The sequence below is a fragment of the Enterococcus sp. 12F9_DIV0723 genome, from assembly GCF_002174375.1.
Taxonomy (GTDB): domain Bacteria; phylum Bacillota; class Bacilli; order Lactobacillales; family Enterococcaceae; genus Enterococcus_A; species Enterococcus_A gilvus.
On the sequence record NZ_NIBK01000001.1, the window covers coordinates 389,610 to 403,537 of the forward strand.

General features: G+C 33.7%; 11 protein-coding genes and 4 pseudogenes. 11 read left to right on the plus strand and 4 right to left on the minus strand.

The genetic code is table 11. The features are described from left to right. Positions 1-334: 334 nt before the first annotated feature. Positions 335-520, minus strand: a pseudogene (locus A5868_RS02040) (IS3 family transposase); the annotation flags it as partial. Between the two features lie 47 nt (positions 521-567). Further along, positions 568-1,248, minus strand: a complete 681-nt coding sequence (locus A5868_RS02045; RefSeq protein WP_086306042.1) for an IS6 family transposase — start codon at positions 1,246-1,248, stop codon at positions 568-570. A 660-nt stretch (positions 1,249-1,908) separates the two neighbouring features. Here A5868_RS02045 and A5868_RS02055 point away from each other — a divergent pair. Both A5868_RS02055 and A5868_RS02060 read left to right on the plus strand, forming a co-directional pair. Continuing rightward, positions 1,909-2,291, plus strand: a pseudogene (locus tag A5868_RS02055) (recombinase family protein); the annotation flags it as partial. A gap of 93 nt (positions 2,292-2,384) precedes the next feature. Further along, positions 2,385-2,573, plus strand: a complete 189-nt coding sequence (locus A5868_RS02060) for a hypothetical protein (RefSeq protein ID WP_086306044.1) — start codon at positions 2,385-2,387, stop codon at positions 2,571-2,573. A gap of 229 nt (positions 2,574-2,802) precedes the next feature. Here the strand turns inward: A5868_RS02060 and A5868_RS02065 are convergent, their stop codons facing one another. Then, positions 2,803-3,678, minus strand: coding sequence for a LysR family transcriptional regulator (locus A5868_RS02065; RefSeq protein WP_086306045.1), 876 nt, complete (start codon positions 3,676-3,678; stop codon positions 2,803-2,805). A 260-nt stretch (positions 3,679-3,938) separates the two neighbouring features. Between A5868_RS02065 and A5868_RS02070 the strand changes: the two genes are divergently transcribed. Genes A5868_RS02070 through A5868_RS02085 form a run of 4 tightly spaced genes read left to right on the plus strand, consistent with a single transcriptional unit; the run spans position 3,939 to position 7,530 of the window. Beyond that, positions 3,939-4,913, plus strand: coding sequence for an ornithine cyclodeaminase family protein (locus tag A5868_RS02070; protein WP_086306047.1), 975 nt, complete (start codon positions 3,939-3,941; stop codon positions 4,911-4,913). A 2-nt stretch (positions 4,914-4,915) separates the two neighbouring features. Further along, on the plus strand, positions 4,916-6,205 hold the full coding sequence (locus A5868_RS02075; protein ID WP_086306048.1) for an MFS transporter: 1,290 nt from the start codon (positions 4,916-4,918) through the stop codon (positions 6,203-6,205). A gap of 29 nt (positions 6,206-6,234) precedes the next feature. Beyond that, positions 6,235-6,447: a tautomerase family protein gene (locus A5868_RS02080; RefSeq protein ID WP_086306049.1), complete on the plus strand. Its 213-nt coding sequence runs from the start codon at positions 6,235-6,237 to the stop codon at positions 6,445-6,447. Between the two features lie 18 nt (positions 6,448-6,465). Continuing rightward, positions 6,466-7,530 carry a proline racemase family protein gene (locus A5868_RS02085; RefSeq protein WP_086306050.1) on the plus strand — a complete coding sequence of 355 codons (1,065 nt, stop codon included), beginning with the start codon at positions 6,466-6,468 and terminating at the stop codon, positions 7,528-7,530. A gap of 1,086 nt (positions 7,531-8,616) precedes the next feature. Here A5868_RS02085 and A5868_RS02090 read toward each other — a convergent pair. After that, positions 8,617-9,003, minus strand: a complete 387-nt coding sequence (locus A5868_RS02090; protein ID WP_087654068.1) for a hypothetical protein — start codon at positions 9,001-9,003, stop codon at positions 8,617-8,619. Between the two features lie 295 nt (positions 9,004-9,298). Between A5868_RS02090 and A5868_RS02095 the strand changes: the two genes are divergently transcribed. From A5868_RS02095 to A5868_RS02115, 5 genes and pseudogenes are all read left to right on the plus strand, one after another. Beyond that, positions 9,299-10,432, plus strand: coding sequence for a hypothetical protein (locus A5868_RS02095; RefSeq protein ID WP_087654069.1), 1,134 nt, complete (start codon positions 9,299-9,301; stop codon positions 10,430-10,432). Between the two features lie 37 nt (positions 10,433-10,469). After that, positions 10,470-10,688, plus strand: a pseudogene (locus A5868_RS02100) (hypothetical protein); the annotation flags it as partial. Between the two features lie 19 nt (positions 10,689-10,707). After that, positions 10,708-11,133, plus strand: coding sequence for a heavy metal-binding domain-containing protein (locus tag A5868_RS02105; RefSeq protein WP_086306051.1), 426 nt, complete (start codon positions 10,708-10,710; stop codon positions 11,131-11,133). A gap of 236 nt (positions 11,134-11,369) precedes the next feature. Then, a pseudogene (locus A5868_RS19290) lies at positions 11,370-11,563 on the plus strand (6-phospho-beta-glucosidase); the annotation flags it as partial. A gap of 276 nt (positions 11,564-11,839) precedes the next feature. Next, a complete protein-coding gene (locus A5868_RS02115; protein ID WP_086306052.1) occupies positions 11,840-13,798 on the plus strand; it encodes a BglG family transcription antiterminator in 1,959 nt (652 codons plus the stop codon). The last annotated feature ends 130 nt before the right edge of the window (positions 13,799-13,928 follow it).

A 13,928-nucleotide genomic window follows, 5' to 3' on the forward strand; every position in this document is an offset into this window, starting at 1 on the left:
AGTCTGAACATTGGATTATTTTTTTTGCGTATTTGACAAAAAAATAGTTAGAGTTGTTAATGCTATGATGAACAACCCTAATTTTTATGTTGGTATAGGTGTCTCTATGAATCATTATCACTATATTTTTTCGTATTTTTTGAAAAAAATATAGTTTTCGTTAGAATACAATTATGTGATTTATATCACTCCTTGTAAAAATAGTAGCAGAATCAGGGAACTTGGGGAAGTTTCTCTGGGGGAAATTCTGCTACTCTACTATTTATTTTAACAGTTATTAAAAGTAAGTAAAGTGGATAGATGTCAATAAAGTAGACACAAAAATAGCAGATACTTATAGATGAGCAAAATAATTTTCCTCCATTTCATTGGGTGTAAGCATATCTAATGTGCCATGAGGCCGTTGTGTATTATAAAAGCCTTCGATGTATTCAAAACACGAAAGTTGTACCTTTTGAATAGAAGAAAATGTTCTTCTTTTGGGCTCTTCTTTCTTCATATATTTAAAAAATGGTTCTGTTGCAAACTTTTAAAACGAACAATTTCACCAGAATTTCGTGTCTTCATTTAAACAGGGATACTCAGTAAAATCTTGATTTCTAAACAGACTGAAAAGCCGAAAAGAGTGCCTTCTTTTCGGCTTTTTTTGTAGACTCCTCGAATTGCTTCCATACCTTTTATCGTGGTTGAGGCCGTTCGCAAACTGCGATAAAATTTATTCCGACGTTTGATTGGTCGGTGATCTTGCTCAATCAAATTATTGAGATATTTGACGGTTCGATGTTCGGTTTTCATGTATAGACTGTTTTTCTGTAATTTTTTAAACGCGCTGCTAATAGAGGGCGCTTTGTCTGTTACTAGAACCTTTGGTTCGCCGAACTGTTTCCGTAATCGTTTTAGGAACGCATACGCTGCTTGTGTATCGCGTTTCTTACGCAGCCAAATATCTAAGGTTAAACCGTCTGCATCGATGGCACGATACAAATAATGCCATTTCCCTTTTATTTTGATATAAGTTTCATCCATTTTCCACGAATAGAAGGACTGTCTATTTTTCCTTTTCCAAATTTCATACAGGATTTTGCCATATTCTTGTACCCAACGATAAATCGTGGTGTGACAAACATGGATTCCACGATCATAAAGTATTTCTTGAACATCTCGATAGCTGAGATTATAGCGAAGATAGTAGCCGACGGCTACTATAATTACGTCTTTTTGAAATTGTTTACCCTTAAAATGATTCATCTTCGTTTCCTCCAGCATTTTTTCAACCAGTGTACCCTAAATTCAGACTATCGGAAAACTTTGCAACAGAACCTTACTAAGCATTCTATTTTTTGCAGCTGAATCGTTATTTCGTCTATTGACAAAAATCTCGGAGTTGGTCAGCCAACATTTTCAAGGAAATGTAACAACTACAATGAAGGATTCTAAGAAACCGTTGAAGGAAACTCAAATTTCAGATAAAAGAAAAAGCAACTTAAAAAAAGTGTGTAAAAATCCAATCCAAACCATTAATAACAAGCTAACTACTATTCGAAAACGTGTGAAGCTTATGTACCAGTCGATTTTTCATCTCTGAGACAAATTTTCTCTATCAAAAGAAAATTGTTTTTTACAGGTTCCTTAGAAACGATGACCCGAGAAAAAGCGCAATATTTTGTTTCTATTCTAAATTGTGACGTGCAACATGCCGTCACCAAAAAGACAGATATTTTTGTCGTCGGTGTTCACCATCAGACTAGTTTTGAGACGAACACTCTTTCTAAAAAAGAAGCCTTAGCACAAAATACCAATTAGAAGGATGCCCTATTTCTGTCCTATCTGAAAAAGAGTTTTTTTCACTCGCAGTCGAACAGTTGGAAAAAGTTAGAAATAATTTGTATTAGAAAGGGAATTTGTCAAATGCAATATGGTTACGCTAGGGTCTCTACCCTTTTTAAAAGCACCAACGAGCAGCTGCAGCAGTTACTCGAATTCGGCGTGTTAAAGAAAAATATTTATTCAAATAAGTTTACTGGTACGAAAGTAATTGCCCAGCATTAACTACCATGCTAGACAAATTGCGTTCAGGTGATATGATTGTTGTTACAAAGTTAGATCGATTTGCTAGAAATACTCGTGAAGCGTTGGAAATTATTGAACCTCTGCTTGACGACGATATTACAATTAAAGTGCTTAATCTAGGAACGATCGAAAATACCCCTATGGGACGCATGATCGTTCGTACGCTTTTGAGCGTAGCTGAAATGGAACGTGATATGATCGTTGAGCGCACACAAGAAGGCTTCAGATGACACTAAAAGACGATCAATAGTAGAAGACTACTAACTCTAACGGAAGCGCCTATCGCACCTAGAGGGAAAAATGGAGGCATACAAATGGAAATGAAAATCGGTGATTCCTTTAGCGGGAACGACTGTCACGGTGAATTAGTAAGTGGCGAAATCTCAAAGATAATGACTAACTCTTTCATTGTTATTAATGGTGCTAAAAGCTTTGTTGTAAAAAAGAACGAGTTAACAGAAATAAATAAAACTTTCCCTACTTCTGACAATAAAAAATACTAAAATCATTATTAGTTAACCAAACGAAAATAGAAGCCATGAACGTAACACGAACTGATTGAGTTGTATTCAGATGGAAATATTACCTATTCGTATAAAATTTTTTTGAGAAATTAATTAAATTAAATTCAAAAAAATCCAGAAGGAGCTTTTCTCTTTCTGGATTTTTTTATTCATTATATTTATTTGTTTCAAAATGGTATGAAATTTATTTTAGATTCTTCTAGTATATTTAACTATTTCTTTCAAGCCATGTTGATGCGAATCTATTAAAAATATCAGAAGCAGCGGAAGAATATACATTCGGATTCTTGGCAATGACTAACGAACGATAATAATGTTCATTAATTGGACGTATAGCGACATTTACATGATTAGGTATGCTGTTCAAGAAAAACTTTGAGAAAATACTGATACCAAATCCAGCCTCAATGAGTTTCAAAGCTACAAGTTCGTCAAAAATTTCGAACGTATATTGTGGTTCTAGACCAAGTGAATGAATAAAGTTACCAATTTCAAAATCAAATCTTTCGCCGGATAGTATATAAGTCTCATCAACTATACGATTTATAGAAATATTTGGTTCTGTAACCAGCGGATGATCACATGGTAATACGACTACAAACTCATCCTGTAAAAATACTTGATAAGAAAATTCGTCCATACCAAACATTGATGTAAATGCAATGTCGATTTCATTGGAACGTAATTTTTCGCAAATTTCTTGTTGATTTCCTGTGAATATTTCAAATTTTATTTTCGGATATTTTGATGTAAATTCTTTTAATATATCGGGTAGATACGTCATTGCAAAACTAATAAAACTACCAATACGAACAGTTCCAATCTCTGTTTGGGTCATAGCATCGGACAGTTGTTTCAACTGGAGATTTTCTTGATGAATAACTTCAAGTGACTTTATTATGGGTTTTGCGTTAGGCATAAGTTTTACTCCTGAGTTCGTACGTTTAAATATTGGAAAGCCCATATCATTTTCAAATGATTTAATTGTTTGACTTATAGCAGATTGGCTGTAGTTTAAATTTTTTGCAGCTTGAGAAATATTGCTCGTTTTGACTACTTCAAGTATTACATCGTATTTATCCATTTTGACCTCCAAAAGAATAAGTAGTATGAATTAAAAAATTATCATCTTTTTCCAATGTTATGTCAAGTATAGGTATCAGAAATATTAATACCCAAAATTAAAAATGCTAATATTACTTCTTTGAATTGTGAAGTCTAGAACAAAATAATTTGATATTAGTAAAAATGATATCCGTTAATACTTATTGTCAGTTTATTTAGGTAAATCCTATAGATAGAATGATCTTGTAAATAAATTGAGTATTGGAAGGATGGGTTACCATGCGAGTAATTAGTGAGAATCAAGTCAAAAGTTTTCTAAGTATGAGAAATGTTATCGATGTTGTGAAAAAATTATATATAGAATCTACTGAAGGTAAAATATATGCTGGAAATAGAATATACATGCCTATTCGAGGAGAAGAAAGTGTAGGGCAATGGTTAGTAGCAAACTCCCTTAGTCAGCCATTTTTTGGTTCAAAATTTTCATCAGTATTTCCAAATAATGTGACTGTTGGATTACCGAGTACAATTTCAAAAATTAGTCTTTATTCAGCAAAAACAGGAGAACTGCAATCTTTAATTGATGCGAATTATTTAACTGCGATTAAGACCGGCGCGAGTGCTGCTGTGGCAACTGATTTAATGGCTAGGAAAAATGCATCTGTTTTATCAATTATCGGTACTGGATTACAAGCATATTCTCAAGTACTAGCTATTCAAGAAGTAAGAGAGTTAGAAAAGGTATACGTTTATGATGTCGTTCCAGAACGAATAAATAAATTTATCTCTTTATTAGAAAATGAGAAAAATCATAATTATGAAATTATTGCTGCTACGTCGGGAGATGAATGTGCTGAACAAGCAGATATTATTTGTACATGTACCACAGCCAAATTACCAGTTTTTTCAGGAAATAGACTTAAGCCTGGTACTCATGTAAATGCCATAGGATCATTTACGCCGTTCATGCAAGAAATTGATGAAGATACCGTTCTTAGGGCAACTAAGATTTTGACTGAACATGTTGATGGGTTGTGGGAAGCTGCTGGGGATATTTTGATTCCATTTAATAGTGGAAAAGTTACCAAAGATGATGTGACAGGATCTATTGGAGATGCTTTAACGAAAAAAGTTTCTGCAAGAGATAATGATAAAGAAATTACCTTATACGAGAGTGTGGGATCCGGTGTATTAGATATTGGTTTGTCGATCTATGTCTATCAAAGTCTTGATAAAGAGGCAAAGGATAAATAACTATGAAAACAAATATGAGCTATAAAAGTGCCCCTTTAATGTCTATCCACAAAAAAGTATTTCTTTGTATGCTTCTAGGACAAATGGCTTGTTCTTATGCGCTAGGTATCGCGGGTACTGCATTGGCACAAGCTTCTGGACCTTTGGGACTAAATAGTTTTTGGATGGGGTTAATAGGTGCAGGAACGTTGATTGGTTTAATGGGTAGTATTGTCGTTGGAAATTTAGCAGATCATATTGGAAGACGGATACTCTTCAATTTAGACATGATTCTATTTACGATTATTTCTCTTGCTCAATTTTTTGTTGTTGGCCCAGTAAGCTTGTTTATATTAAGAATTGCATTGGGTTTGATGATCGCAGTGGATTATACGGTAGGTAGCGCATTGTTAACGGAATGGTTACCGGATAAACTAGCTGCCAAATTCCAAAGTTATCTAATTATTTTTTGGAGTATTGGTTTTGTTGCTTCTTATTTTGTCGGAAGTACTATGAATAATCTAGGTAGTGGAACATGGAAATGGATATTTATGTCATCAGCCCTGTTTGGTATTGTAGCTGCAATAGTAAGAATGGTTCTCAATATTCCAGAATCACCGGAATGGTTGACTACTATTGGTAAAAAGAAAGAAGCTTTAAGTTTGATTCATAAACAGCTGGGATCAGAATATAATTTACCGATTGTTGAAAATGAAGAATCTGAGAAAGTAAGTTGGTCAGAGTTATTTGATAAGAATAATAGAATAAATACTTTAGTAGGTAGTATTTTTTACGGCTGTCAAGTATTTCCTTATTTTGGTGTCAGTATATTTATCCCAATATTGGTAGAAAATATGAATATGGGTAATGGTACTGCATCCGGTACTATTTACAATATTTTTGTTGTAGTTGGCGCGATTGTTGGTGTGATTCTTTTTGATCGAATTTCAAGAAGAGCGTTCTTAATGTCAACCTTTTACGTACCAGCTGTTGCAGTTATAGGTATGATTATTTTTCAAAAGGCTCCTATCGGTATTACGATTATATTCTTTTCAATCTTTGCTCTAGGAATGGCTGCTTCAGTTGTTGCAGAAAATCCCTATCCACCCGAATTATTTTCAGCAAGATTAAGAGCTTCAGGTGTAGGTGTTGTGATTGCGATAAGTCGTATTGGTGCAGCTTTGGGAACTTTCCTTTTGCCGATAATCGTAGATCGGTTTAGTGCTTATACAGCACTAGGTGTCTGTGCAGCTGTTCTGATATTCGGCGGTCTATTTTGTCAAAAATACGCCCCTGAAACATCTAACAAGTAAGAGATCAAATTAGTCGAAAGGAGAACATAATGCCTCATATTGCTATTCAAATGTATCCAGGTAGAGACAAAGTAACTAAAGCTAAAATTGCAAAAAGAATGCAAACTGCTCTGGCTGAAGAAATGGGCGCAGATAAAAAATATTTTTCAGTTTCTATTGAAGATGTTGCTTCAGAGGACTGGAAGACCACAGTTGAAGACAAGATTGACCCGGACAAATTATTTATTTCATCAAATTTTTAATAATAAGGAGCGAAAAAAATGACATTTAAACGAATGATTAATTGTGTAGAGACGCATGACGGTGAACCAATGCGCGTTGTAACTGGAGGGGTAGGGCATATTCCAGGTGATAGTGTTTACGAAATGATGGAGAATTTGAAGAAAACTGACGATGGTTTACGCAAATTTCTACTTAGAGAGCCACGGGGATATCCCCCTCTTTGTTGCAACATTTTAGTACCGCCCAAGCATCCTGATGCAGCGGCAGGTTTTATTATCATGGAGCAAGTGGAGTATCCTATGATGTCCGGAGGAAATACGATTTCAGTCGCAACAGCATTATTGGAAACAGGAATTATTCCTATGCAGGAGCCGTACACTGAATTCAATTTAGAAGCCCCCGCGGGATTGATCGGGATCAAAGCTAAATGCGAAAATGGAAAAGCAACAGAAGTCACATTTAAAAATGTTCCGGCATTTGCTGTTCATACAGACACAGTTATTGATGTACCACATATTGGTCACGGTGTAGAAAAAGTAACCGTCGATGTTGCTTGGGGAGGAATGTTCTATGTCATGGCAGATATTCGTCAATTTCCTTGGGTACAATTAGAACCTGACGAAGGCCGTGAAATTACACGTATTTCTTCGTTGATTTTAAAGGCAGCACAAGATCAACTAGAAGTCTCTCATCCTGACTATCCGGGAGTTGGAATTACTATTTCTCAATTATTTGGGCAAACGGACGATCCAAATGCAGATATCAGAAATGCGGTAACAGTAGCAAGCGGTGAAGTAGATTTTGATAATCGATCTACTTGGATTGGTGCGCTTGATCGGTGTCCTTGTGGTACAGGAACTTGTGCTCGTATGGCGGCAATGTATGCTAAAGGTGAATTAAAACTAAATGAAGCCTTCAGACACCAAGGACTTTTAGGCGTAGTTTATAAGGGTGAATTGGTCGAGGAAACAACAATTGGTGAATACAAAGCTATTGTACCAACTATTACTGGTTGTTCATGGATTTATGGATTTAACAACCTTGTTTTAGATTCGACTGATCCATTTACAGAAGGATTCACAATTGGAGATATTTGGGCATAATATATAAGAAAAAGATTACTTATCTTAATTGCTCAGATAAGCAAATAAAAAGCATCTAGTGCACAGAAGATTAAAAGCTTTGTGCACTATTTTTTTTTAAAATCGGTGCAAGAATATTCATGATTAATAGAATATTACTTTAAATAATTAAACTATTTTCTTCGATTGCTATTGGCGATAAATAATACGTTGAGTAAACTAGAATTTTACAAAGGGTTTAAAAGTTTAAAAATTCGGTTGAACTCTAAAGATTAAACAAAATGTGAATGTAACACAATCTGATTGAGTTACATTCGCTAAAATGACTCTATCCCTTGCGGCTCTAAGGAAAGCGCGTTTTTTCTTCGGCCACAATTTGTTGCGTTCGTTTTGAACGCAACAGAATGACTTATAGAGTGTGTTTTTGTTACATTGATTTTTATTAGAACTAAGTTTATACAACGTCAAATGAGCAAAGTAATTTTAATCCGTAATAAAAAAATAAATAATCAGGTAAGTTATACTAAATTAATAAAGAGGTCTGTAATCTGGGCTATCCTGCTTGATCGTATGCTGAGACAAGAAGTTGTTTTTCAGGATTGAACTTTGAAACAGAACCGCATCTGCTAATGCTGCTCCCATTTTGATAATGGAATATTGGTTGTAATAATCGTCGAATTTTTTCATATCTTCTGGGGAGCAACTGAAAAAAGAGAGTTGCGCCAACCTCTGAAAACAGAACCCTTAGTATGCCTTCAGAAAAAATAAATGAATAGCCGGAGACATTCTACGGACAAGAATCCCAAATAAGGGAGAAGAGCCAAAGGGAACGACTAAAAAATGGTGGTGCTCTCGGAAGTAGCTGAAAGGACACAGAGAGTAAAAGTAATACGATTGAAGATAACAAGTTTCGCGTTTAACAACTAACACTACTTTTTACAAAGAAGGAAAGGAGAAGAATGGTTCTTTCAAATAATTTAAAAAAGGGAATAAGGCAGACTAATTAAATTTCACGAAAGTGCCCATGTTGAAGCTAGATAGGTGGGTACCCTGGGTTACGATACATTATGTGCACCAAGAAATTAAATAACAATAATTAATAATTTTTTACAGGTGTTCTAACGATTCAACTAGACTTATAAATTCTTTGTATTCAATAGACTTCACCATTACTAACGGGTATGGAAGCTGCGAATTAAAGAAATTATTCTTTTGGTCTGTTACATAATAAATTTCTTTATCTAAAGAAATAGCTATCCCTAATTCGAAAAATGTTGTAGGATCAATAGCACCATTGATGTAAACCAGAGAGCTATTCTTAATAGCTTCAATAGTTTTACCTATAGAGTTATTCATACCTGTAATAATAGAACAATCTCCAGAAAAACCAATACCGATAGTGTTTTCACTTTCACCAAATAAATGAGAACTATTACTTTTTATAGGATTCGTTGAAATTTGATAAATATAGTTCTTTTTCATTTCATTAATCATAAATATCACCAAAGAGCTTTTTAACTAATAGTACCATACCAAGTAATTATAGATAATTTATTTTGTCTTGAATAGACGTAAGATGCATTCCTAATACAAAGAATATATTTTCTAATTTTTATTATGGTAACTTAATCGTTATATAGCTAGTTAGTTTAGAGGTTTTTGATGTAAAATAATTAAATGGAAGCAAGTGTTATAAATTTTTAAAATGCACTATATTTAATTCGGATAATATTACCTACAGTAATTAATATCATAACTGATACTAAACTAAAGAGAACTGGAGAAGAATATGGCTGAAAATAATTTGGAACATCAAAGTATGCAACTATTAGAGATAAAGGGAGAGGGTACGGAACAACTGATTCAAAAATTATCTCAAAATTATCTTAGTACAGGAAGATATACGAAAAACCAAATGAGTATTTCTCCAAGAGTCATGTCAAGCTTAATTACAACTAGTGGAATAGGGCTTACTGCTATTTCTACAAATCTTTCTTCAAAATTATTTATGGCAACAGCAAATCCAGAGTTACTCATGAAACTTTCTGGTGGAGGAGTAAGCTCTGCGGTTATGGATGGAGGACGTATTGTTGGTCAATCTGGTTTTATACCTGTGGCAGCTTCGCTACCTATAGTAGCACCGATCATTGCTATGCAGGCAATGAATACACTAGTTATTATGGAACAATTCAAGGTCGTCAATAAAAAATTAGATGTTATTCAAAAAGAAATGGATCAAATTTTATTACGTCAAGAAATCACAAATATAGCTGATTTATCTTCTGCTATTGATGTAGTAGATGAATTATATACTCAGTATTCAATAATTGGTTATTTCTCCCAAGATATGATTATTCGTTTGGCTTTAGTAGAAAGAGACGCTGGAAAATTAAAAACTCGTTATGAAATTCTTGACAGCATTAGTGAGAGTACAGCTTCTGCATATAAAAATAGTGATGCTTATTTTACTCTTCTTTCTAGCTTATTGTTTTTACGTATTAAATATTTGAGATTGTGCCTGGATACCCAAGAAAATCCAGAATTCATTAAGTATTCTACAGAAAACTTTCAAGGGATATTAGAACACACATTATTTGTTTATGGAAGTTTCCGTAATCGTAGTAAAGCTATATTAAAAAAATTAAATGATTCAGAAGAAAATTCCATTAATAAGAATCCTATAAGTAAACTAACTAAATTCAAAATGAATGACACTAAGATAGAGACTATTAAGGAAGAATATATTTCAATGCTAGAAATTGAAAATAGAATAACTGAAGATTTTGGCTCTGTCATACACGAAATGAAAAAGCTTCAAGAAATAAATACTAAAAAAAAGTCAGAAGCCAACTTGTTATACTGGCAAGACACAACCGGAGTACATTGTATTGCAACCGATGAAAATGTATTGGCGTTAAAATGATTTGTGTTTATCAACTTTTTGAGAAAGAAGGAGAATCATGGCAGAAGCAAAGTTTGAGGCCGCATTAATCAAAAAACTAGAAGCGGAAGGCTGGACGTATCGTAAAGATTTATCCAATGTAAGCATTCAAAAACTAGAAAATCATTGGCGTGAAGTGCTAAATGAAAACAATGCCTATAAGTTAAACGGTAAACCGTTATCAGATATTGAGTTTGGCTTAATTAAGCAAGAGTTACAGCGGATTCATACACCCTATTATTTCAGATTTTACTAATGTGGTTGAAGAAGCTATTCATTCTCAAAAAGAAGCTGAGAGAGCTATTGCAGAAAAGCAGAAATCTTTAGCTTCAATGTTAATAACGTCAGGATTTAATTTTGATGGGTACAAAATCAGAAAATATTCAGGTTATATTTCTGGTGATGCAGCTGTTCAAGTATCTCGCGGTCAAGAAGGAATTTTTGCGTCCCCTACAAATGTAGGAGATGCCTTAATGGCTAATCTTTCAAATATTAGGAGAGAGGCATTATCTGAATTAAAAGAAGCTGCTTATGCACTAGGTTGTAATGCCGTCATAGGTGTTGATTTTGATTATCTTACTTTAGATCCTGAAACAGTTAATGCAAGAGGCGGCACATTATACATGCCATATGTATTCGGAGTAACGGCTAATGGCAATGCTGTTATTATTGAAGAACAATAGAAAGTTAGAATAAGCGTTGATCAACTTCACTAAGAGAAGTAAGCCTTTAAAAGCTTTTAACAGCCCAATTTTATTAGTCAATCTGGAAAACAGATAAATTCTCTAATTAGATCCATAATTGAATAGTTCTACCGTTAATACAGTGGATAAATAGCACATTTTCAAGTTCTAGAGGAGAAGTATAGTGAGTCACGATAAAATGAAAAAAACCAACATTTTATTGCGGCTCTTGACAATATGTACCATGTGCGCCAATTGATCTAGTAAGTTCAGCACTCGAGGAAACGATAAAACGATACAGGTTCATTTTTGCAGATATGGATAATAACGGTGAAGAAACGTAGAAGAGACGAAGAAGAGACTCAAGAAAGCATCATTTGACTGGTACAAAAAGGTTATTGCAACTACTGGGGAAGATTTATCGTATTAATTCTTAAATATTTAGTAGAAACGGATTGCTCTTATTTTGTAAAACAAATAAGAGCAATCCGTTTCTCTTTTAAAAGAGAAATTTAGAAAACAGACTTCAAAAGAATTTTCTATTGAAAAAAACATTTCCTACTGTATGAAATTGAATTTCTAATCATATTTTCAATATGTTTAGGAAACTTCAAGAACCATCTTGAAACGAGATGTGATATCCAAATGTAGAATAAAGTGATAAATTACATATATAAGGAAGCGCTTCCTGGAAGGGAGAAAAATCATGCATGAAATAAGCAAGCGTCAGCATAAATTATTGAGATTGCTTTTGGAACAAAAAGATTTCTTACCGGTAAATTTTTTCTCCAAGATTTTATCTATCTCCGATCGTACCTTGTATAAAGACATTGATAAATTGAACACGGCATTAAAAAAAAGGAAAATTGAAATCGTAAAACGACAAGGTAAAGGTATTTATCTACGCAAATCTGATTTGCCGAGTGATGAAATATTAAAAATTTTTGGTGAAGCCTCAACTCATATGGATTTAAATCACCTTCCACTCGAACGACAAATTAAAGTGGCGCAATATTTATTATTGAAAAACAAAAAAGTATCTTACCAACTATTATCTGATGAGTTTCTCGTTAGCAAATCCTCGATTTCAAATGATTTAGATCAAATAAATACTGTTATTGAAGGAAGTTTGGCTACGATTCGTTCCGAAAATAATGGGACAAAGGTAATCGGAAATGAGTCTGAGATACAAAAAGCAATTAAACAATATGCTTACTTTATCATTGATAAATCAGACTTAACCAATAGTTTTAGAGTACAATTTCCCAGCGTTTTATTCAGCTTTTTACCTAGTGACATTATCAAAAAGGTTTCTGGGCTTCTGCAAACAAATGATCACTTTGATACCGATAAATTATCTGATGATCATTTTCAATCGTTAGTACTGTCAATCAGTATATTTGTTCTTCGCTTGGAGAAGGGTTTTCATATTGAACAACAGGACAATTTCCTATTTGAAAATGTTGAAACGCTCAAAACTTTCTTCTTAGCAAATGAATTAGTAGAAAATCTTGAACTGGATAACAGTATCAAGCTTGATTCAAACGATTTCGAATACCTCAACCGACAATTAATCGCTCATGGCTTCGAACCTCGTTTGAGAGATTTAGCAATTCAGAAGGAATACGATGCTGTGGTAAGAAAGATGATTCAGGAGATGAGTGATTCAATTCAGGTTGACTTAACCAAAGATGAAAAACTATACATGAACATCCTTTATCACTTAGTATCCATGATATATCGTTCTAAATTGAACGTTCCTCTCAGTAATCCGCTTTTGGAGGAAATAAAGCGAGAGTATTCTGTATTATACAGTACAACTTGGCTTATATTGGCTGGAATGGAAAAAAAATTAGATATTCGCTTAACCGATGACGAGGTCGCGTTCATGATGATTCATTTTCAAGGGGCAATTGATCGGTTATCAGCAAATCGTAAGATATTAATTGTTTGTCCTACTGGAATCGGAACATCAGAGCTGATTGCCAATCGTTTAAAAAGGGTATTCTCTCCGCAGGATATAGTTGAAGTTGTCTCATTACGAACACTCTATAAAAGAGATTTGAATAAGATTGATCTGGTGATCTCTTCAGTACAATTAGAAAAAATTGATGTTCCTGTAACGTATGTATCCCCATTAATGAGTAAACAAGATCTAAAAAAAGTTTCCGCGACTTATCTAGATTTATTTTATGAGGAAAAAGTAAACGATCAACCATTTAAGCATCTAGGAAAAATAATCGATTCAAATTTGATTTTTTTGAACGAAACAGTTGCTACTAAAGAACAATGCATCAAAAGGATTACTCAAAAGCTTTTGCAAAATGATAACGTTACAGAGTCGTTCGAACAGGCAATTTGGGATAGGGAGAAGTTAGGGGTGACAGATCTTCCAACTGGCGCGGCGATTCCACATCCTTCACCATCAACAGTTAAGGAAAGTAAGTTAGTAATTATGACATTGGTAAAACCAATACGATGGAATTTTCGAATGATCAACACTGTTTTAATGATCTGTATTGCGGAAAAAGATTTAAAGAACATTAAGGGAATATTGTCAGAAATCTATCGGATCGTTGAAACAAAGAAAAATATCGATCGTTTTATCTTTAGTAAAGATGAAGAAGAAATAGTGGAAGTATTAGGAGGTCATATAATTGATTGATGAAAGTTTAATCGTTTTGGATTCGGCATTAATAAATAAAAAATCTATTATTCATTATTTATCAGAAAAGGCAAAAAAGCTAGGCTATTTAAAAAATAGCGCAAATTATATTGAAGCTGTAAATAAAAGG